We start from the raw sequence: 19486 nt of genomic DNA, 5'->3' as shown, positions 1-19486 counted from the left end.
GGGAGCGGCGCCAGCCGGGGCCGTTCGCTCCCGGCACAGAAATAGGATATCGGGCGGCGGCAGGCCATCAGAATCATTCTGAAATCGAAATAACGCCCTCGGGGCTTTCGATCCTGCGTATGCGAACCGGTCCCGGCCTAGGCCGGAACGGTCGTCCCCTCCTGCGCCAGCCTGACCAGTGCCGCAAGCACCTTGCGCGCCTGCGTGATGCGCTGGGCATTGGTCATTTCACGTATGACCGCAAGCTTGTGGTCGGGGCGCAGGCGGACATTGGCTTCCTTCTGCCGGGCAATCCACGCCACCAGTCCCGCCGGGTTGGCAAAGCTGTTGCCACGGAACTGGATGACCATGCCCTTTGGCCCGGCTTCCAGTCGCTCCATCCCTGCCTCGCGGCACATGCGCTTGAGTGTGACCACATCCAGCAGGTTGCGTACCTCATCAGGTAGCGTGCCGAAGCGGTCCACCAGTTCGGCCTCCATCGCTTCCACCTCCGCATCATTGGCCAGGCCCGCGATGCGGCGGTACAGCCCAAGGCGCACCGGCAGGTCGGTCACATAGCTGTCGGGTATGAGTACCGGCAGGCCAAGGATGATGTTGGGGGTCCAGTCGCGGTCCTGCAGCCTGCGCCGTCCCTTTTCGGTGCGCAGGTCGGCCACGGCGTCTTCCAGCATCTGCTGGTACAGTTCAATGCCCACTTCACGGATATGGCCCGACTGTTCATCCCCCAGCAGGTTGCCCGCCCCGCGCAGGTCAAGGTCGTGGGAGGCCAGCGTGAAGCCCGCCCCCAGTGTGTCCAGCGTCTGCATGACTTCCAGCCGCTTCTGGGCGGCGGCTGACAGCACATGCGTCTGTGGCCATGTCAGGTAGGCATAGCCGCGCTGCTTGCCACGCCCCACGCGCCCGCGCAGCTGGTAGAGCTGGCCCAGGCCGAACATGTCGGCGCGGTGGATGATGAGCGTGTTGACCGCCGGCATGTCCAGCCCGCTTTCCACAATGTTGGTGGACAGCAGGATGTCGTATTTGCCGTCACTGAACTCGGTCATCACCCGTTCCAGTTCGGTCGGCGTCAGGCGGCCATGGGCCTGCACCAGCCGTGCATCGGGCACGATCTCGCTCAGGCGCGTGGCCATGCGGTCCAGATCCTCGATGCGTGGCACCACGCAGAAGACCTGCCCGCCACGGAAGCGTTCGCGCTGGATCGCCTCGCGGATCACCACGCTGTCAAAGGGCATGATGAAGGTACGCACGGCCAGCCGGTCGGTGGGGGGCGTTGCGATCAGGCTCATTTCCCGCACGCCGGTCAGGGCAAGCTGGAGCGTGCGCGGCAGCGGCGTTGCGGAAAGGGTAAGCACATGCACGTCCTCGCGCAGCGCCTTCAGCTTTTCCTTGTGGGCCACGCCAAAATGCTGCTCTTCATCCACGATCAGCAGGCCAAGGTCGGCGAATTTGACGGTCTTGGCCAGCAGGGCATGGGTGCCGATCACGATATTGACCGTGCCATCGGCCAGGCCCTTGCGCACGGCTGTCGCCTCCTTTGGCGTGACCATGCGTGACAGTTGCGCCACATTGACCGGCAACCCGGCAAAGCGGGCGGAGAAGGTGCGGTAATGCTGGCGCGCGAGCAGCGTGGTCGGCACCACAACCGCCACCTGCGCGCCCGACATGGCGGCGACGAACGCGGCCCGCAGCGCCACCTCCGTCTTGCCAAAGCCCACATCACCACAGACCAGCCGGTCCATGGGTTTGCCCGATGCCATGTCGTCCAGCACGTCGGCTATGGCGCGGGACTGGTCCTCGGTCTCGACAAAGGGGAAGCGGGCGCAGAATTCATCCCACATCCCGTCCTCCGGTGTCAGCGCGGGCGCTTCACGCAGGGCACGGGCGGCGGCGGTGCGGATCAGTTCGCCCGCCATGTCGCGGATGCGCTGCTTCATCTTCGCCTTGCGCGACTGCCACGACACGCCACCCAGCCTGTCCAGCGCCACATGCGCCTGGTCCGAGCCGAAGCGGCTGAGCAGCTCGATGTTCTCGACCGGCAGGAACAGCTTTTCGTTGCCATCATAGATCAGGCGCAGGCAGTCATGCGGTGCGGTACCCACGCCGATGGTCTCCAGCCCGTCATAGCGGCCGATGCCATAATCCTGATGGACGACCAGATCGCCTTCCGCAATTTCGGAGGCTTCGGCTATGAACTGGTCGGCTTTCTTGCGGCGGCGGGGCGGGCGCGAGATCCGCTCGCCCAGCAGGTCCTGTTCGGAAACAAAGGCAAGATTGTCAGCGACAAAGCCACGTTCCAGCCCCAGCGTAAGCAGCCCCACGGTGCCGGGCCTGAGATTCTGCGCCTCTTTCCATGTGGCGAAGCCCTGGACCGGCAGGCGGTATTCACGCAACAGCACGCCAATACGCTCGCACGAGCCACGGCTCCATGCGGTCACATACGCGCGGCGGCCGGTCTGCGCCCATTCCTCCACCTTCGCATGCAGCATGGGGAAGACGTTCTCGCGCCCGTCGGTCACGCTTTTGGCGAACATCTGCCCCGGCCTGCCGCCCGCATCCATGCCCGGCGCGCCATCGGGCTGGGCAAAGGGCATGAACACCACGGCCTTTTTGCCCACCAGCAGGGCGTCCCACCCCTTGCGGTCAAGATACATCAGGTGCGGCGGCAGGGCGCGGTAGGGCACTTCCCCTTCCCGCGTGGGCTGCCTGCGGGCATCGTAATGGTCGGCAATCATTTCCAGCCGCGTGGCAAGCACTTCCTCGGCCTGGTTGGCCAGCGAGATGGAGACACCGGGCATGTAATCCACCAGCGTTTCCATCTGTTCATGGAACAGGGGTAGCCAGTGCTCCATGCCCGCGTGGCGCCTGCCATCGGATATATGCTGGTACAGCGGGTCACTGGCCGCCGCCGGGCCAAACAGGTCGCGCCAGCCGGTGCGAAAGCGCGAGATGGCCGCGGGGTCGAGACTGAAATCGGCTACCGGGCGCATGGTCAGGCTGGTGATCTTCGCGGTCGAGCGCTGGGTGCCGGGATCAAACCGGCGGATGTTCTCCACCTCGTCGCCAAACAGGTCAAGGCGTACGGGTTCGCTCTCGCCTGCGGGGAAAATGTCGAATATGCCACCGCGCGTTGCGAACTCACCCTGTTCCATCACCGTGTCGGTGCGGTTGTAGCCATGGGCGATGAGCAGTTCCATCAGGAACGGGGCATCAAGGCTTTCCCCGGCCGTAATCGTGATGGACTGCCCGGCAAAGGCGGCACGCGGGGCCACGCGCTGCACCAGCCCCATCACCGTGGTCAGCACGATGCGGGGCCGGTCCGCCTTTTCCAGCAGTCGGGTCAGCGTTGCCACCCGCTCCGCCACGATGGCGGGATTGGGGGAGACGCGGTCATACGGCAGGCAGTCCCATCCGGGAAAACGCAGGATTTCCGCATCGGGTGCTACAAAGGCCAGCTGGTCGGCAACGCGGGCCAGGCCCGCATCATCGCGGCAGACATGCAGCACGGGGCCAGGCCCCTCGCGCAGCCTTCGTGCAAGCAGGAACGCGTCATATCCATCCGGCACGCCCCATACGGGCAGGGGCGCGTCGGGTGCCAGGGAGAAGCCTGCCGTCGTGTTCATTTTCCGCCCCGGATCGCGGCAAGACGGGCGGGATCGGTGGCGTCGGCCATGATTTCCTTCATCATGGGGGTGTTCAGTTCCTCCGGCACGGGGCGGCGGCCGCTCAGCCAGTCCGCCAGATCGGCGTCCGGCAAGTCCATCACCGCTTCCAGCGCGTCCAGCTGGGCTTCGGTCATGCCTTCCAGCCGGGGGGCGACAAAGCCGCCAATCAGCACATCGGTCTCATGCGTGCCACGATGCGTGGCGCGGTAATAGATCTTCCGGCGTCGTGTATCGAGACGGGAGAGGTCTGGCGTTCTGGCTTCCATTGCGTTCCACCCCTGTATGGTTGTGTTTTGTTCCGTAACGCAGGTGTCCTATAGCCCTCATGCGGGCATCTGTCAGCCCGCAAGACCAGCATGCCACCCCGCAGGATGAACCGCCGCGTGTCCGATCCCACTGCCCCGTTCCCCAATCCCCTTCTTGCCCCGTTACTTGCGGGCGTGGACAGCCTGAAGGGCGTGCGGCCCGCCACCGCCCGGCTACTGGCGCGGGTTGCGGGTGGCGCGCGGGTGATCGACCTTCTGTTCCACCTGCCGGAATCGGTGGTGGACCGGCGCTACCGCCCCAACCTGCGCACTGCCGAGACGGGGCGCGTGTGCACGCTGCATGTCACGGTCAGCCGTGTGGTGCCCCCCGCGCCCGGCGGCGGCCGGGGCAGGCGGCCATGGCGTGTGCTGGTCAGTGACGGCACGGGGGATGCGGAGCTGGTGTTCTTCTCCCCCCATCTGGTGCGCAGGCTGGAGGCGGGTCAGGACATATGCGTATCGGGCACGCTGGAGCGGTTTGGGGAGCGGTTGAACATGGCGCACCCGGATTATCTTGTCCCGGCCGCCCGCATGGGCGAAATCCCGCTGCTTGATCCGGTCTGGCCGCTTACGGCGGGGCTGTTTTCCAGTCAGGTGCGCTCTGCGGTCAGGGCTGCGTTCGATATTTTCCCCCCCCTGCCCGAATGGCAGGATGCCACCGTGCTCAGGCAGCGCAGGTGGCCGGGATTCGAGGACGCGCTGCGCACGCTTCACCGCCCCTGTGACCTGCCCGAACTGATGGAAGGTGACGCGCTGGTCGGCGCATCCGAACGCGCCCGCGCCCGCCTTGCCTGTGATGACCTGCTGGCCCAGCAGGTGGCCATGGCGCAGGCGCGCAGGCTCAACCGCCTGCGGCCGGGGCGCGCCGTTGCGGGCGATGGCAGCCTGCGCCGGGTGGCGCTGTCGCGCTTCGGGCATGAACCGACCACGGCACAGGTCCGCGCCCTTGCGGAAATCGATGCGGATCTGGCCGCGCCGCGCCAGATGACGCGGCTGCTGCAGGGGGATGTCGGTGCGGGCAAGACGCTGGTTGCCCTGCAGGCCATGCTGGGCGCGGTTGAAGCCGGGCATCAGGCCGCGCTCATGGCGCCGACCGAGATCCTGGCCCGCCAGCATCTGGCGACGTTTACAAAACTCTCACCCGTGCCCGTGGCCTTCCTGAGCGGGAGCGTGAAAGGCAAGGCCCGGCGGGAAGCACTGGCCCGCATTGCCGATGGCACGGCGCGGCTGGTCATCGGCACGCATGCCCTGTTTCAGGAAAGCGTGGTGTTCCAGGACCTTGCCCTTGCCGTGATCGACGAACAGCACCGCTTTGGCGTGGAACAGCGCGCCATGCTGGGCGAAAAAGGCCCCCAGACCGATGTGCTGGTCATGACCGCCACCCCCATCCCGCGCAGCCTGCTGCTGACGCAGTGGGGGGACATGCAGGTCAGCCGGCTGGATGTGAAACCGGCCGGCCGCAAGCCGGTGCGCACGTCGCTGCATGCGCTGTCGGCCATGGATGACCTGCTGGCGGGGATGGAACGCGCACTGGCGCGTGGCGCGCGCATCTTCTGGGTCTGCCCGCTGGTGAGCGAGAGCGAGACGACCGACATCGCCGCCGCCGAAGCCCGCCATGCGGCACTGGCCGCGCATTTCGGGGCGGAATCGGTGGGTCTTGCCCACGGCCAGCAGGACACTGCCCTGCGTGAGCAGGCCATTGCCGATTTTGCGGCGGGACGGACGCGCATCCTTGTGGCCACGACGGTGATCGAGGTGGGGGTGGACATACCCGACGCCACGGTCATGATCATCGAGCATGCCGAGCGTTTCGGCCTGGCCCAGCTGCACCAGCTGCGCGGCCGCGTGGGGCGCGGGCGGGCGGAATCCTACTGCCTGCTGCTGCATGACAGCGCGCTGGGCCAGACCGCGCGGCGCAGGCTGGCGCTATTGCGTGAGACGGAAGACGGGTTCCTGATCGCTGACGAGGATTTCCGCCTGCGCGGCGGTGGCGACGTGGCGGGACGGCGGCAGTCGGGCCTGCCGGACATGCGGCTGGCCAGCCCCCTGCATGTGGACATGCTGCTGACCCTTGCCGCACAGGACGCAAGGCGCCTGGTCGACACCCCGCCCGACCAGCGCCCCCCTGCCCTGCGGGCGCGTGAGCCTGCCGTCAGTTTGCTGCTTGAACTGTTTTCTCGGGCGCGGGCCGTGCGGGCGATACGCGCGGGCTAGGCCGGGCCGCGACAGGCAGGCTGACACCCAGCTGCTGCGCCGTCTGCGCCAGGTAGAAGCTGGCGAACAGTTCCAGCGGGGCGGCATCATGCGTCATGCGGGCATGCAGCACCGCCCCTTCCCATCCGATCCAGAAATAACGCGCAAGCGCCGTGCACAGCCGCTTCTGCCCGGCGGTGGGATGGGGGGCGAATGAATCGAGCAGGCAGGTGGCCACGCGCTGTTCCCATTCGCGCATGATGGCCAGTAGCTGGCCGTTGAACGAATCGGGCAGGGTGTCGATTTCCTGGCTCAGGTTGCCGATCAGGCACCCACGGCGGAAGCCGTGACGCTGCATGCCCGCTTTCGCGTCATGCATGAAATTGAGCAGGCGCTGCAGCGGCGGTTCCGTGCGGTCGGTCAGCCACAGATCCAGCTTTTCATTGAAATAGGCGGCATAATACTCGATCAGCGCCTGACCGAACTCTTCCTTGCTGCTGAAGCAGTAATAGAACGACCCCTTGGATATGCCGGTGGCGTTCAGCACGTCATCGACACAGGTGGAGGAAAATCCCTTTTCTGTCAGCAGCCCGACGCCCGCGCGTACCAGCATGGCGCGCGTGCCCTCGGGTGCACGGGCGGTCTTTGGCGGTCGGCCCCGACCGCGCCGGGGGGGGATGGTATTGGACATGAACGGTTTTCTTACCAGAGGAGAAAATACGACAGGGCGATGTCTTTCCACGATAATGTGCGAGTGAGAATGGAATGCAAGGAGAATTGCTGAATTTTATCTGCAACTTTGTGATTACATCTTTTTGCATTCCTGCCCCTCACAAACCGTTCAGAATGAAAATTCGTGTGGCAACCATCATGCGGAATATGCTTTGGTGTTGTTGATGCCGATGCGATTTATGCTAGGGTCACCGCAGGAGTAGAGAATGTTTTCCTGATCCGGTCCGCCCGCATCCGCGGTAACGCCAGACAGGCCAGACTCTATCCCGCAAACGTGCTTTCATTCGGTGGTGTTCCGAAAGGGAACATCCGCCACCTAGACCTCGGGATTACGACCGTTGAGAAGTAACAGGACCGACCGCAGCTCCCGCTCCCCGCGCCGCGGCGGGTTTGACGACGATTTCATGTCGTCGCCTTCATTTGGTGACCGCGGCAGCGCCCCGCCGCCGCGCCGCTCCTTTGGTGGTGGAGGTGGTGGTCCGCAGATCGTCGCATCCGGGCCGGAAATCAGCGCCACTGTAAAGTGGTTCAACAGCGAAAAAGGCTTCGGCTTTGTCGAGCTGTCCGACGGGTCGGGTGACGTGTTCCTGCACGCCAATGCCCTGAACCCCACCGGCCATGCCACGGTCGCCCCCGGAACCACGCTGGTGGTGCAGATCGGTCAGGGCCCCAAGGGCCGCCAGGTCGCCGCCGTCCTTTCCGTTGACGAAAGCACGGCCCAGCCCGAGCGCCCGCGCGGTCCGGCAGGCTTCGGTGCGGCAGGCGGCGCGCGTGGCGGGTTCTCCCGTTCCGGTCGTCCCGCCCCCGACCTCTCCCATGCGCAGGACATGCGTGGCACGGTCAAGTGGTACAATGCCACCAAGGGTTTTGGTTTCATCACGCCGGAAAATGGCGGCAAGGACATTTTTGTCCATGCGTCCGCCCTGGAACGTTCGGGCCTGTCCGGGCTGACAGAAGGCCAGACGGCGAACGTGCAGGTTGTCGAAGGCCAGAAAGGCCCGGAAGCAGCAGCACTGTCGGTTGACTGATTGCCGCTTTCATTCCCTTCCGCCATGGCGGAAGGGAATGGGTGGATAAGGAAACAGGGCCATCCCGGCTGGGGTGGCCCTGTTTTTTATTGCCCGGTAATGGTCTGCCGCATTGCGATGCAGCTTCCTGCACGCCGCAGCGGCGCTGCGGAACCGGTCATGGGCCGTAAATGCAACGGGTGGCGCAGGCGCTTCCAGAGGGGTGCGGTTCCCCATGGTGCACGCGTTTAATCGTCGCGCCCCTTGTTGCGGATCAGGCGGGCCTTGTCGCGTGCCCAGTCACGGTCGGCTATGGCCTGGCGCTTGTCGGCCTTCTTGCGCCCCTCACCCACGCCCAGCGTCAGCTTGGCCAGGCCACGGCTGTTGAAATGGATGTCCAGCGGCACAAGGGTCACGCCATTGCGCGCCGTCTCGCCCAGCAGCTTGTCCACCTGCTTTTTGTGCAAAAGCAGCTTGCGCGGTGCGCGCGGTTCAAAGCGGGACAGCACCCCGCCCTGATATTCGGGGATGTAGCTGTTGATCAGCCACAGCTCGCCGTTGCGCTCACCGGCATAGGCTTCGTTTATGGTGGCCCGGCCCATGCGCAGGCTCTTGACCTCTGGCCCTTTCAGCACCAGCCCGGCTTCCACCGTCTCGACAATGGTGTAGTTGAAGCGGCCCTTGCGGTTCTGGGCGGCGATCCCGGTGGAGATCATGCCGCTACCCCTGTTTTTTGCTGCCATGTGCCTAGCCCAGCAGTCCGACCGCATCGAGGGCAGCCTTGACCTGCGTGCGGCCCGCATCGCTCAGGGGGGCAAGCGGCAGGCGGCAGGTCTCGCCCATAAGCCCCAGCACGCTGGCCGCGAATTTCGCGGGTACGGGGTTGCTTTCACAGAACAGCGCATCGTGCAGGGGCAGCAGGCGGTCCTGCAGTTCCATGGCATTCATCACGTTGCCGTCCGCCCAGCTCTGCTGCACCTGCGCGCACAGGGCGGGGGCGACGTTGGCGGTCACACTGATGCAGCCATCGCCCCCTGCGGCCAGGAAGGAAACCGCCGTTCCGTCCTCGCCCGAGATCTGGTTGAACGGCTTCTTCACCGCCCGGCGCACCAGCAGCGGGCGCAGGAGATTGGCGGTGGAATCCTTGACCCCGATGATGTTGGGGTGCTGGGCCAGGCGGGCCATTGTCTCGACCGATATGTCGATGACCGAACGGCCGGGAATGTTGTACAGGATGATGGGAATGCCAATGGCATCCGCAATGGTCATGAAATGGCGGTACACCCCTTCCTGTGTGGGCTTGTTGTAGTAGGGTGTGACCACCAGAACGGCTGCCGCCCCCGCGCGCTGGGCCTGCTGGGCCATGCCCACGGCTTCTGCCGTGCTGTTGGAACCGGCCCCCGCGATGACCGGAACCCGCCCGGCAACCGACTTGATGGTGAATTCCACTACCTGCGCATGTTCATCATGCGTAAGCGTCGGGCTTTCCCCTGTTGTGCCGACCGGGACCACGGCACTGGTGCCCTGCTGGACCTGCCAGTCGATGAAGCGGCCCATGGAGGGCAGATCCAGCGATCCATCCTTATTCATGGGGGTAAGAAGGGCGGTAATGGAACCCTTGAACATGGCTGTTTCCACCTGGATCCTGTATCTTTTTTCTATGCGGGCGCCACCGGGCTGGCATTCCCGCGGTATCGTCTGGCTGCCCCGTCTCGCGCATTACTATACAGGTAATACGCCACCGGGGGCAAAACATGGTGGCATGCTCCCCTGCCGCCCGCTCATGTCTGGCGACGGAAGGCGGAGGCTGGATAGACGCCCAGGATCTCCTGCTGTTCCGCAAAGAAGGAGAGTTCCCGCAGGGCTTCCGCCAGGGGGGGGGTGTCAGGGTGGCCTTCCACGTCCAGCAGGAACTGGGTGGCGGAAAAGGAACCTTCCAGCATGTAGCTCTCCAGCCGGGTCATGTTCACCCCCGTCGTGGCGAAACCGCCCAGGGCCTTGTACAGCGCGCCCGCATGGTTGTTGATGCGGAAGAGCAGCGTGGTCATGTAATCCGGCCCCGCCGGGGGCAGGGCCACGGGCCTGCGTGAGGCGATATAGAAGCGCGTGGTGTTGTGCGCGGCGTCTTCCACATTGCGGCGCAGGATTTCCAGCCCGTTCAGCTCCGCCGCCAGGGCGGAGGCCACGGCCACGTCTTCCCTGCGGCCCCACTCACGCACCATTTCGGCCGCACCGGCGGTATCGAACTCCACCACCGGCTCCAGTCCCAGTTCGGCAATCACGCCGCGTATCTGCGCCATGGCCACGGGATGGGTATGCACCCGCTTTGCCGCACCCAGCGTGCTGCCCGGCACGCCCATCAGGCAGTGCTCCACACGCTGGAAATGTTCACCCACAATGAACAGCCCCGCCTGCGGCAGAAGGGCATGGATGTCGGGGACCCGTCCCGCCAGGCTGTTCTCGCACGCCAGCATGGCCTGATCTGCCAGCCCGTCATGCACGGCGCCGATGGCCTGGGCAAAGGTCTGGCATGGCAGGGTGGCCCAGCCGGGCCGCGCGGTGCGGCAGGCCAGATCCGAATAGGCGCCCGGACGGCCCTGGAAGGCGATGATGCCCGGCCTGCTCATGCCGCGACCCCCAGTGTCCGGCGCGCCCGCTCCAGGTCGGCCGGGGTATCCACGCCAAAGGGGGCGGTGCCGATGCGTGCGCAGCCTATGGTCATGCCCGCTTCCAGCGCGCGGAGCTGTTCCAGCTTCTCACGTTGTTCCAGCCCGCTTTCGGGCAGGCTGACAAAGCGGGCCAGCGCCGCGCGGCGATAGGCGTAAATGCCGACATGATGCCATAGCGGCCCCTGCCCCCACGGGATGGGCAGGCGGGAGAAATACAGCGCGCGCGCCACGTCCGCCCCGCCATGGGGGTCAAGGCTGCACGCGACCTTGACCACTGACGGGGCTTCCGCTTCCGCCCTGTCACGCACCGGGGCGACAAGGGTTGCGATGTCGGTCGTGGCATCGTCCAGCGGGCGCAGGACGGCGCGCAGGCATTCCGGCGCCACACCCGGCAGGTCGCCCTGCAGGTTGATGATGGTGTCATGCGTCCCGGCCGGGTCCAGCCTGCACAGCGCCTGCCAGATCCGGTCGGAACCCGATGGCAGGCTGGCATCGGTCAGGATGGCGGTGCCGCCCGCCCGTTCCACGACTTCCGCGATCTCACGCTCCGCCGTGGCAACGGCTACGGGGCCAATTCCTGCCGCCTGCGCGCGCCTGAGCACATGCACGATCATGGGATGGCCGGCAATGTCGGCAAGGGGCTTGCCCGGCAGGCGGGTCGAGGCCATGCGGGCGGGTATCAGGACAATGGGGTTCATGGGATCTGGGTCTGGGCCATCCGTAATCTGTAGCGGTGGCAGGGGTCCCGCCGCCGCGCGCCCCGCGTGCTTCACACAGGGCGCGCGGCAGTCTAGGTAAGGAGCGGTTTTCATGCAACCACAGCGGAAGGGTGCGGCATTTCATGGATAGCGTAAGGCTCAACCAGCTTGGGGCGGCCTGTCTCATTGCCGTGCTGGTGGTGGGCGCAAGCTGGGGGATTGCCCATACGGCGGTGCCTGAACCCCTGCCCGCCCGGCCCGGCGTGGCCATACCCCGCCCCCCCGCCGCACGGCAGGGGCCATCCATTGATGAACTGGTGGCCAGGGCCAGTGTGGACAGGGGCCACGGCATTGCCGAACGGCAATGCGCGATGTGCCACAGCATGGCCCCCGGCGGCCCCGCCATAATCGGGCCGGACCTGTACGGCGTGGTGGGCACGCATGTGGGGGACATACCGGGCTATGAATTCTCGGACGCGCTGAAGGCGCACAGGGACGAGACATGGACCAGCACCACCCTGTCCGCCTGGTTGAAGGGACCGGCGGAATACGCACCGGGCACCAAGATGTCCTTTCCCGGCATTGAGTCCGATACCGACCGGGCGGATGTCATCGCCTATCTGCGCAGCCTGCACCCGGAGAAGCCGGAATGACCACCCTCCCCCCCGACTTCCCGCATGATGCCGTAATGGAAGCCGCCACCGCCGCCGCCGATGTGGCGCGCAGTGTGGTGCTGCCCTTCTTCCGCCGTGGTGTGCGTGCGGATGACAAGGCCGATGCCAGCCCCGTCACCGTGGCCGACCGCACGGCGGAGCGCGCGATTCGCGCCGTAATGTCCGAACGCCTGCCCGGTTTTGGCCTGATGGGGGAGGAATTCGGGCTGGAGGCGGCCGCAAGCCCCTATCGCTGGGTCATTGACCCGATTGACGGCACGCGGGCCTTCATTACCGGAAGGCCCACCTTCGGCACGCTGATCGCCCTGCTGCATAACGATGTGCCGGTGCTGGGCCTGATCGACCAGCCGGTCACGGGTGAGCGGTGGATCGGCCTGCGTGGCGCGCCCACGCGCTACCTGTCCGCCCTGCCCGGTCATCCTGCCACGCGCGCCTGCGCGCAGGTGGCGGCAGCCGAACTGTCCTGCACCGCGCCGGAAATACTCGATGCCCCCCACCGCCCCGGCTTTGACGCCCTGGCCGCCGCCGCCCGGCGCACTAGCTGGGGGGGGGACTGTTATGCCTACGGCCTGCTCGCGCTGGGGCAGATCGACATCATTGCCGAATGCACCATGAAGATATGGGACTGGGCCGCCCTTGTACCGATCGTGGAAGGGGCCGGCGGCCGCATGACCGACTGGTCGGGCCAGCCCCTGCGCGCCGATGGTGACGGCACGGTCCTGGCGGTGGGTGACGGGCGCCTGCTGCCCCGCGTCACGGCCCTGCTGGACACGCCTGCGGCGTAACCCGCCGCATAAGGCCCATGGGCCAATTTGCATCTTTCCCCTAGCGGGCGGGCGGCCAATCGGATAGGGACGACCCACCCTGACGAGTGTACCAAAAGCGGGAGCACGTGACATGACCAGCCAACCCAACGGCCACCTTTCCCTTCCCAAGGACAAGATCCGCATCCTGCTGCTTGAGGGCATACATGACAGTGCCGTCAACCTGCTGAAGGATAACGGGTACGAAAACGTAACCCGCCTCAAGACCGCCCTGGAAGGCGAAGCGCTGGAGAAGGCGCTGGAAGGCGTGCATATTGTCGGTATCCGCTCGCGCACGCAGCTGACGCGCGAAGTGATCGAGAAGGCGGATCGCCTGATCGCCATCGGCTGCTTCTGCATCGGCACCAACCAGGTTGACCTGGGTGCGGCGCGTGAGGCGGGCATTCCGGTCTTCAATGCCCCCTACAGCAACACCCGCTCGGTGGCCGAACTGGTGATGGGCGAGATCGTGATGCTGATGCGCCGCATCTTCCCCAAGTCGGAAGAATGCAACGCGGGTATCTGGAAGAAATCCGCCACCAACAGCTGGGAAGTGCGCGGCAAGACACTGGGTATCGTGGGCTATGGTTCCATCGGCTCGCAGCTTTCCGTTCTGGCCGAAGCCTTTGGCATGCGCGTGTTCTATTACGATGTGATCGACAAGCTGGTGCATGGCAACGCCACCCCGGTCGACACGCTGGAGCACCTGCTGGGCGTCAGTGATGTAGTCAGCCTGCATGTGCCCCAGACGCCCGAGACCGCCGGCATGATCGGCGAAGCCCAGATCCGTGCGATGAAGAAGGGGTCCTTCCTGATCAACAACGCGCGCGGCAATGTGGTCGACCTTGATGCGCTGGCCGCGGCCCTGAAGGACGGACACCTGCTGGGTGCGGCCATTGATGTATTCCCCAAGGAGCCCAAGCAGGCGGGCGAGGCGCTGGAAACCCCGCTGCGTGGCCTGGACAACGTGATCCTGACCCCGCATATCGGTGGCTCCACGGCGGAAGCGCAGGAGCGCATTGGCGTGGAAGTGGCGCGCAAGCTGGTGGAATATTCCGATATCGGCTCCACGCTGGGCGCGGTCAATTTCCCGACCGTGCAGCTGCCTGAAAACCCGCATGGCACGCGCTTCATGCATGTGCACCGCAACGTGCCGGGCATCATGCTGCAGATCAACGAGATCTTCTCCTCTGAATCCTGCAACGTGACCGCGCAGTACCTGCAGACGGCGGGTGAGCTGGGCTACGTGGTGGTCGAGGCCGATACCGGCCGCGATGTGGAAAAGGACAACCGTATCCTTGACCGCCTGCGGGCACTCAAGGGCACGCTGCGGGCACGGCTGCTGTACAAGCAGCAGTAAGCCGTTTTTTCCGTTAAAGACCGAAAAAAAAGGGGGCGTGCCGCAGGGCGCGTCCCCTTTTTCATGTGGGGTTGCGCGGGGCAGGTCGTGGCATATCTGCGGGGCCTTGTCAGGGACGGGCATGCTGGCCGATAGTAACGAGACCGAAATGGACTGAGGAAGAAATGCCCGAAATTTCCCGGCGTTCCGTCATTGGCGGTCTTGGCATGCTTTCCTGCACAGCCGGGTGGAAGGTGCAGGCACGGCCGTCACGCCTGCCCCCGGCGCAGGCCCTGGCCAGCGACCCGCTGCGCCCGCAATACCATCTGCTCGCCCCCTATGGCTGGATGAACGACCCTTGTGGGCCTGTCTGGGCGGCAGGGCGCTATCACATGTTCTACCAGTGGGGGCCTGACAAGGCGGCTTTTGGCGATATCCACTGGGGGCATGCGACCAGCACGGACCTTGTGCACTGGCGCAACCTGCCTGCCGCGCTGGCTCCCGTGCCCGGTGGCCCGGATGCACAGGGCGTGTTCAGCGGCAGCGTGGTAATCGATGGCAACCGGGCGGTGGCGTTCTATACCGGCATCGAGCCGTCAGTGCAGTGCATGGCCACATCTGACCTGGACATGATGCACTGGACGCGCCACCCGGTGCCCGTTATCGCCACCCCGCCCGATGGATTGCAGGTGGAGGGATTTCGTGACCCGATGGTGTGGAAGCAGGCAACCCGGTGGTGCATGGTACTGGGTGCCAACGTGCATGCTTCCCCCACGGGGCCGGGTGGTGTCGTGCTGTTTTACGACAGCCCCGACCTGCTGACATGGACATACCGCAAGGTTCTGTACGGGCCGACCCATATCCCTGGCGGGTATGACGATGCAATCGAATGTCCGGATTTTTTTGCGCTCGATAACAGTCAGGTCCTTGTCTATTCACTGGCCGATGCGGTTTATGCCGCCGTGGGCACGTTCGTCCGGGATGATTTTCGCCCCCGTCATGTCGTGCAACTGGGTTATGGCCGGTTCTATGCCGCGCGCAGCATGCTGGATGCCACGGGCAGGCGCGTGCTGTGGGGCTGGATTCAGGAAAAGCCGGAACGGGCCAAGGCCGCCATGCAGGCGGGGTGGAGTGGCGTGATGTCCCTGCCGCGCGTCATGAGCATCGGGGCGGATGGCCATGTAAGGGTTGACCCGCACCCGGCCATCACCATGCTTGAGGGCGCGATGTTCATGCAGGGCGATGGCCGGGTGCCGGGCCATGCCGAGGGGCCGAATGCCCGTATCCGCGTTTCCTTTTCCGCCATGGCGGCAGGGCGGATCACCTTTGGCAACCGCGATGCGTTCCTTGACCTTGATTATGATCCTTACCGGCCCGGGCGCGAACTGATTGCCAATGGGGAAGCCGCCCCGCTGCCCCTGGCTGAACAGGGCATGCTCGACATTCTGGTCGATGCGTCGGTCATCGAGATCTTTACGTCCAGTGGCATCTCCCTCAGCGCGCGCGCCTATGGTGACCCGGCGGGACCGTTCGTACTGAAGATGGAAGGTACATTCGCACGCGCATCCGTACAGGCACGGCACATGAACCCCATTTCACCGGACCGGCTTACGGCGGAGCCCTGAAGGCCGCCCGGCCCGCAAAAGGGGCAGCCTGATGCTATGGCGTGCCAAGGAAGGTCTGCCCATTGTGGCGCAGGCGGGCATGGCGGGCGGCATCCGTCTCCAGCATGCAGGCCATCAGCAGGGCAATGACCCAGCCAATGCCGGTCATGCCCAGCGTGCAGTTCACCACGGCGACCACCGCCGCATTGTGCACCCTGCGCCGGCAGGCGATAAAGGTGGGCAGCAGGAATGCAAGAATGCCAAGCATGCATGCCATGCCCAGACCCAGCACAAGCGTCGTGCCGATTTCAAGTCCCGTGCCCTGCACGGACTGCCAGCCGCGGTAAATCTCGTAAGTGGTGGGAACATGGATATTCATGGCGGTTCGTGCTAGTCCTGAACGCAGGCGTGCTGGCGGGGCGTATGGTGCGCCGGGGTCCGGCATGCAGCCCGCATGGGCGGGAAAAGGCCAATCTATCAGGATTTTCTACAGTGCGCAGTCTTATCGGCCCTTGTTGGGGGGCAACCTGTGATCTGGGGTGATTTCCAGGCGGTCATCCAGCTTTCGGCGGGATTGAATGTCGCCATTCTCAGTTTTGTCGATATCAGCCTGCCCGCCATAAAGGAACGCAGGCGCGTCTTTTCCAAGGCCCGGCAGGAGCTTGAACTGCACCGGGGCGGCACGGATCACCAGCATCCCGATGATGCCGAGGACTACGCGGCCGCGGTGCAGGAAATGGACCGCAAGCTGTTCGTGCTATGGCAGGAATCCTCCACCTTCATCCGCGAGGAGGAATCGCTCATCCGTTCCACCGGCGTGCTGGGCGTGTTCGGTGCCGTCATCAGCCTGGGGCTGCTGTGGTATTCGGCCGAGCATTACAGCGGCACCATATCGCTTATGGGCCGGGTGCTGATCATCCTGTCCTTCTGTTCGCTGCTGGGGGCGTTCCTGATCAATTTCATGACCGCCTCGCAGGCCGCCGTATTTACCAAGAAGTGCAACAGCATCCGTGAGGAAATGCACAAGCGCCTGTAGGCGGCATGGCGTGCGCTACCCTGCCCGTCGCGCCCGCAGGCGCCACAGGATGCGCGCGCCCAGCAGCAGGGATACGCATACAAGCCCGATCCCGTTGCCGCACCACAGCCCCCACGCCCCCAGGCCACGGTGGAATGCAAGGTACAGCCCCCCCGGGAAGCCGATGCCCCAGTACCCGGCAATGGCCACCAGCATGGGAATGGTGGTATCCCCCTGCCCGCGCAGCACGCCGGTGGCAATGGCCTGCAGGGCGTCGGGCAGCTGGAACACCGCCCCGATCAGCAGCACGTCCAGTGCAATCCGCACCGCCTGCGCGTTGGCGGGTCGCGCCGTATCCAGATAGAAGCCGATAATGTCATGCCGCCCCAGCGCCAGCAGCAGGGTCGCGGCGCCAGCCAGCGCTATGCCCAGTACCATGCCCGCCCCGGTCGCGCTGCGTACCATGGCGGGGTCGCCCCGTCCGGTCCAGTAGCCCACGCGGATGTTGCACGCCTGTCCCAGTGCGATGTACAGCGTGAAGGACTGCAGGCCGATGCCCAGCATGATCTGGAACGCCGCCAGCGCGTTGCTGCCCAGGGTTGCGGCCTCCAGACTGTTGGTCTGGAACAGTGTGACCTCCGCCATGGCGCTTGCCAGCATGGGCAGCCCGGTGCGCAGCAGGGCCAGCGTGTGCCCCCAGTCATGCGCGCGCGGGCACAGGCCCTGACGTAGCGCGGGCCTGCGCACCGCAAGGCAGAGCAGGACGACCGGCATGCACCACAGCGTGATGACGGTGGCCATGGCCGAGCCATGCAGCCCCAGCGCGGGCAGTCCGAACCAGCCATGGATCAGGGTCGCGTTCAGCACGCCGTTGAGCACCATGATGCCGGGCATGACGCGCATCAGGATACCCTGCGCGCCCATGACCGGCAGGGCGGTGGCCAGAATGCCCTGTCCCATCAGCGCGGGTGGCACCGCCCACATCAGGATATGCACGAAATCCGTGACCGGCGCGCGGATGCCCGCAGGCTCGCCCAGCCATGCCAGCAGCCGGTCAACATGGTACAGGCAGAACAGTTCAGGCAGGCACAGCACGCAGGCGACCGCCAGCATGGAGGTGATGATGGCGCCCAGGCTGGCATGGTCTCCGCGTCCGCGCGCCTGGGCCAGCAGGATGCCGCCCGCCTCGATCATGGCGGCAAGGATGGCGTTGAGCGTGAAGAACGTGCCGGTGGCCAGGCCCCCTATCGCCAGCGCCTGTGCCCCGATCCCGCCCAGCAGCACGTCATCGGTCAGCCCCATGAGCATCTGTGTGAACTGCGAAAGGCCCATCGGCCCGGCTATGGCAAGGATGGCGCCTAATTCCGCCCTGAATGGTCTGGCTGGACGTGTCATGAAACCCTGTCATCATCCATGGCGCGGTATGGCCATGTCCTGCGCCCGCAGGCCGCGCGGGCCCGCCCATGGTTATACTACTTGGCCACGGCCTGCCAGTACGCACCGGATATGCTTGACATTGAACCCCTTTTATCTTCACCACCGCCCCATGCAGGGACATGACGGCAGGCGGAACGCGCGGGAAGGGCGATGGCCATGCGTGCCGCTGGGCGCGCTGGTGGAATGCCTGGATGCCCGTCGCATCCCGCTCAGCCGCGCGCAGCGCGCGCGCTGTCCCGGCCATGTGCCCTATCATGGTGCCAGCGGTGTGATCGGCTATGTGGACCGTGCCCTGTTTGATGGTCCGCTCGTGTTGCTGGGAGAGGATGGCGCCCCCTTTCTCGACCCCGCGCGGGATGTGGCGTTTTTCCATGAAGGACCGCTGTGGGCGGGCAATCATGTGCATGTGCTGCGTCCGCGCGCGGGTGTGGACGGGCGCTTCGTGGCCCATGCGCTCAATACCGTGGCCTATGATGCGTATGTGGAAGGCGCGACACGCCCCAAGCTGACGCGTGCGCGCATGAACAGCCTGCCCGTCCCCTGTCCCCCGCCTGCCTGCCAGCGCCGCATTGCGCGGGAACTGGATGGCGCGCTGGCACGTATCGCGCGCCAGCTGCATGAACTGTCGGTGCAGGCGGCACTGGCGCGCGAACAGGCCGATGCCGCATTGTGGCATGCCGTGCAGCCTGATGGGGGCCATCCGGTCCGGCTGCTGGGCAGTGTGTTTGATATCGTGGGCGGGGGCACGCCCCCTACCGCGCGGGCCGACTGCTGGGGCGGGGACGTGCCATGGCTCACCCCCGCCGACCTGCCGGCCGGGGCACCCGTCAGGCTGCGCCATGGCGCGCGCGACCTGAGTATTGCGGGGCTGGCCGCCTGCCGGGCAACGCTCGTGCCGCCTGGCGCGCTGGTCGTGTCCACCCGTGCGCCGGTGGGGCGGGTTGGCATGACGGAGGTGGCGGTATCGGTCAGCCAGGGCTGCAAGGCGCTGGTGCCCCGTGGGGGGGATGTGGCACTGGATTATGCGGCCTTCCTTCTGCGCGCCCGTGCCCCCGTGCTGCGCCAGCGTGCGGGGGGTAGCGTGTTTGCCGAGGTGGATACCGCCACCCTTGCCTCGCTTGAACTGCCCCTGCCCCCCCTGCCCATCCAGCGCGCGGTGGCCCGGACGGCATGGGCGACCATGGCGCGACTGGCGGCGCAGGATGCGGCGCACGCGGCCATGGTGGCCGCACTGCACGAGTACCGCCCGGCCCTGCGCCATGCCCGGGTGGCCGGTCTGGCCGAGGACTGAACGCATGCCAGGGCCACCGGCGCCGTCAGGCCAGCGGGCGCGCCGTGGTCATGCATC

General features: G+C 65.8%; 17 protein-coding genes. 8 read left to right on the top strand and 9 right to left on the bottom strand.

Annotated elements, in window-relative coordinates:
• Positions 1 to 137: 137 nt before the first annotated feature.
• Together mfd and CFR78_RS08250 are read right to left on the bottom strand one after the other, a co-directional pair.
• Positions 138 to 3620, bottom strand: coding sequence for a transcription-repair coupling factor (mfd, locus tag CFR78_RS08255; protein WP_110581081.1), 3483 nt, complete (start codon positions 3618 to 3620; stop codon positions 138 to 140).
• Positions 3617 to 3928 (bottom strand): succinate dehydrogenase assembly factor 2, encoded by a 312-nt coding sequence (locus tag CFR78_RS08250; RefSeq protein ID WP_007400566.1) that lies wholly within the window; start codon positions 3926 to 3928, stop codon positions 3617 to 3619. The genes mfd and CFR78_RS08250 overlap by 4 nt, the downstream gene beginning before the upstream one ends.
• 105 nt (positions 3929 to 4033) lie before the next feature.
• Here CFR78_RS08250 and recG point away from each other — a divergent pair, with 105 nt between their 5' ends.
• On the top strand, positions 4034 to 6181 hold the full coding sequence (gene recG, locus CFR78_RS08245; protein ID WP_034928336.1) for an ATP-dependent DNA helicase RecG: 2148 nt from the start codon (positions 4034 to 4036) through the stop codon (positions 6179 to 6181).
• Here the strand turns inward: recG and acuR are convergent.
• On the bottom strand, positions 6120 to 6851 hold the full coding sequence (acuR, locus tag CFR78_RS08240) for an acrylate utilization transcriptional regulator AcuR (RefSeq protein ID WP_223846502.1): 732 nt from the start codon (positions 6849 to 6851) through the stop codon (positions 6120 to 6122). The genes recG and acuR overlap by 62 nt on opposite strands.
• 379 nt (positions 6852 to 7230) lie before the next feature.
• Between acuR and CFR78_RS16735 the strand changes: the two genes are divergently transcribed.
• Positions 7231 to 7920 (top strand): cold-shock protein, encoded by a 690-nt coding sequence (locus CFR78_RS16735; protein ID WP_084149612.1) that lies wholly within the window; start codon positions 7231 to 7233, stop codon positions 7918 to 7920.
• 227 nt (positions 7921 to 8147) lie between these two features.
• On the opposite strand, the gene smpB is transcribed toward CFR78_RS16735, so the two are convergent.
• The 4 genes from smpB to CFR78_RS08215 all read right to left on the bottom strand — a co-directional run bounded on the left by smpB (position 8148) and on the right by CFR78_RS08215 (position 11266).
• Complete coding sequence (gene smpB, locus CFR78_RS08230) at positions 8148 to 8642, bottom strand: SsrA-binding protein SmpB (protein ID WP_007400571.1); 495 nt, start codon at positions 8640 to 8642, stop codon at positions 8148 to 8150.
• 4 nt (positions 8643 to 8646) lie between these two features.
• A complete protein-coding gene (gene dapA / locus CFR78_RS08225) occupies positions 8647 to 9525 on the bottom strand; it encodes a 4-hydroxy-tetrahydrodipicolinate synthase (protein WP_034928339.1) in 879 nt (292 codons plus the stop codon).
• A 155-nt stretch (positions 9526 to 9680) separates the two neighbouring features.
• On the bottom strand, positions 9681 to 10526 hold the full coding sequence (locus CFR78_RS08220) for a prephenate dehydratase (protein ID WP_034928341.1): 846 nt from the start codon (positions 10524 to 10526) through the stop codon (positions 9681 to 9683).
• Positions 10523 to 11266, bottom strand: a complete 744-nt coding sequence (locus CFR78_RS08215) for a 3-deoxy-manno-octulosonate cytidylyltransferase (protein WP_034928345.1) — start codon at positions 11264 to 11266, stop codon at positions 10523 to 10525. The genes CFR78_RS08220 and CFR78_RS08215 overlap by 4 nt, the downstream gene beginning before the upstream one ends.
• Positions 11267 to 11409: 143 nt before the next feature.
• Between CFR78_RS08215 and CFR78_RS08210 the strand changes: the two genes are divergently transcribed.
• The 4 genes from CFR78_RS08210 (at position 11410) to CFR78_RS08195 (ending at position 15707) form a co-directional block, all read left to right on the top strand.
• The gene (locus tag CFR78_RS08210) at positions 11410 to 11919 is read left to right on the top strand and encodes a c-type cytochrome (protein WP_034928434.1); all 510 of its coding nucleotides are present in this window, start codon (positions 11410 to 11412) and stop codon (positions 11917 to 11919) included.
• Positions 11916 to 12725: an inositol monophosphatase family protein gene (locus CFR78_RS08205; RefSeq protein ID WP_034928348.1), complete on the top strand. Its 810-nt coding sequence runs from the start codon at positions 11916 to 11918 to the stop codon at positions 12723 to 12725. Before CFR78_RS08210 ends, CFR78_RS08205 begins: the two co-directional genes overlap by 4 nt.
• A 112-nt stretch (positions 12726 to 12837) precedes the next feature.
• Positions 12838 to 14103, top strand: coding sequence for a phosphoglycerate dehydrogenase (serA, locus tag CFR78_RS08200; RefSeq protein ID WP_007400577.1), 1266 nt, complete (start codon positions 12838 to 12840; stop codon positions 14101 to 14103).
• A gap of 164 nt (positions 14104 to 14267) precedes the next feature.
• Positions 14268 to 15707: a glycoside hydrolase family 32 protein gene (locus CFR78_RS08195; RefSeq protein ID WP_034928351.1), complete on the top strand. Its 1440-nt coding sequence runs from the start codon at positions 14268 to 14270 to the stop codon at positions 15705 to 15707.
• Positions 15708 to 15741: 34 nt separating this feature from the next.
• Here CFR78_RS08195 and CFR78_RS08190 read toward each other — a convergent pair whose 3' ends face one another.
• Positions 15742 to 16065, bottom strand: coding sequence for a superinfection immunity protein (locus tag CFR78_RS08190; RefSeq protein ID WP_007400580.1), 324 nt, complete (start codon positions 16063 to 16065; stop codon positions 15742 to 15744).
• 150 nt (positions 16066 to 16215) lie between these two features.
• Between CFR78_RS08190 and CFR78_RS08185 the strand changes: the two genes are divergently transcribed.
• Positions 16216 to 16722, top strand: coding sequence for a hypothetical protein (locus tag CFR78_RS08185; protein ID WP_034928353.1), 507 nt, complete (start codon positions 16216 to 16218; stop codon positions 16720 to 16722).
• Between the two features lie 15 nt (positions 16723 to 16737).
• On the opposite strand, the gene CFR78_RS08180 is transcribed toward CFR78_RS08185, so the two are convergent.
• Positions 16738 to 18096: an MATE family efflux transporter gene (locus tag CFR78_RS08180; RefSeq protein ID WP_034928356.1), complete on the bottom strand. Its 1359-nt coding sequence runs from the start codon at positions 18094 to 18096 to the stop codon at positions 16738 to 16740.
• A gap of 121 nt (positions 18097 to 18217) precedes the next feature.
• On the opposite strand from CFR78_RS08180, the gene CFR78_RS08175 reads away from it, so the two are divergent.
• Positions 18218 to 19429: a restriction endonuclease subunit S gene (locus CFR78_RS08175; RefSeq protein WP_240471333.1), complete on the top strand. Its 1212-nt coding sequence runs from the start codon at positions 18218 to 18220 to the stop codon at positions 19427 to 19429.
• Positions 19430 to 19486 lie beyond the last annotated feature (57 nt).

Origin of the sequence: Komagataeibacter rhaeticus (assembly GCF_003207855.1) — a bacterium.
Taxonomy (GTDB): domain Bacteria; phylum Pseudomonadota; class Alphaproteobacteria; order Acetobacterales; family Acetobacteraceae; genus Komagataeibacter; species Komagataeibacter rhaeticus.
The sequence above is the reverse complement of the archived record's forward strand: the minus strand, read 5'-3'. Positions and strand labels throughout refer to the sequence as shown.

Excerpts from the sequence above, each read along its gene's own strand:
- mfd (WP_110581081.1), bottom strand. The coding sequence starts at position 3,620 with ATGAACACGACGGCAGGCTTCTCCCTGGCACCCGACGCGCCCCTGCCC.
- CFR78_RS08250 (WP_007400566.1), bottom strand. The coding sequence starts at position 3,928 with ATGGAAGCCAGAACGCCAGACCTCTCCCGTCTCGATACACGACGCCGG.
- recG (WP_034928336.1), top strand. The coding sequence starts at position 4,034 with ATGAACCGCCGCGTGTCCGATCCCACTGCCCCGTTCCCCAATCCCCTT.
- acuR (WP_223846502.1), bottom strand. The coding sequence starts at position 6,851 with ATGTCCAATACCATCCCCCCCCGGCGCGGTCGGGGCCGACCGCCAAAG.
- smpB (WP_007400571.1), bottom strand. The coding sequence starts at position 8,642 with ATGGCAGCAAAAAACAGGGGTAGCGGCATGATCTCCACCGGGATCGCC.
- dapA (WP_034928339.1), bottom strand. The coding sequence starts at position 9,525 with ATGTTCAAGGGTTCCATTACCGCCCTTCTTACCCCCATGAATAAGGAT.
- CFR78_RS08220 (WP_034928341.1), bottom strand. The coding sequence starts at position 10,526 with ATGAGCAGGCCGGGCATCATCGCCTTCCAGGGCCGTCCGGGCGCCTAT.
- CFR78_RS08215 (WP_034928345.1), bottom strand. The coding sequence starts at position 11,266 with ATGAACCCCATTGTCCTGATACCCGCCCGCATGGCCTCGACCCGCCTG.
- CFR78_RS08210 (WP_034928434.1), top strand. The coding sequence starts at position 11,410 with ATGGATAGCGTAAGGCTCAACCAGCTTGGGGCGGCCTGTCTCATTGCC.
- CFR78_RS08205 (WP_034928348.1), top strand. The coding sequence starts at position 11,916 with ATGACCACCCTCCCCCCCGACTTCCCGCATGATGCCGTAATGGAAGCC.
- serA (WP_007400577.1), top strand. The coding sequence starts at position 12,838 with ATGACCAGCCAACCCAACGGCCACCTTTCCCTTCCCAAGGACAAGATC.
- CFR78_RS08195 (WP_034928351.1), top strand. The coding sequence starts at position 14,268 with ATGCCCGAAATTTCCCGGCGTTCCGTCATTGGCGGTCTTGGCATGCTT.
- CFR78_RS08190 (WP_007400580.1), bottom strand. The coding sequence starts at position 16,065 with ATGAATATCCATGTTCCCACCACTTACGAGATTTACCGCGGCTGGCAG.
- CFR78_RS08180 (WP_034928356.1), bottom strand. The coding sequence starts at position 18,096 with ATGACACGTCCAGCCAGACCATTCAGGGCGGAATTAGGCGCCATCCTT.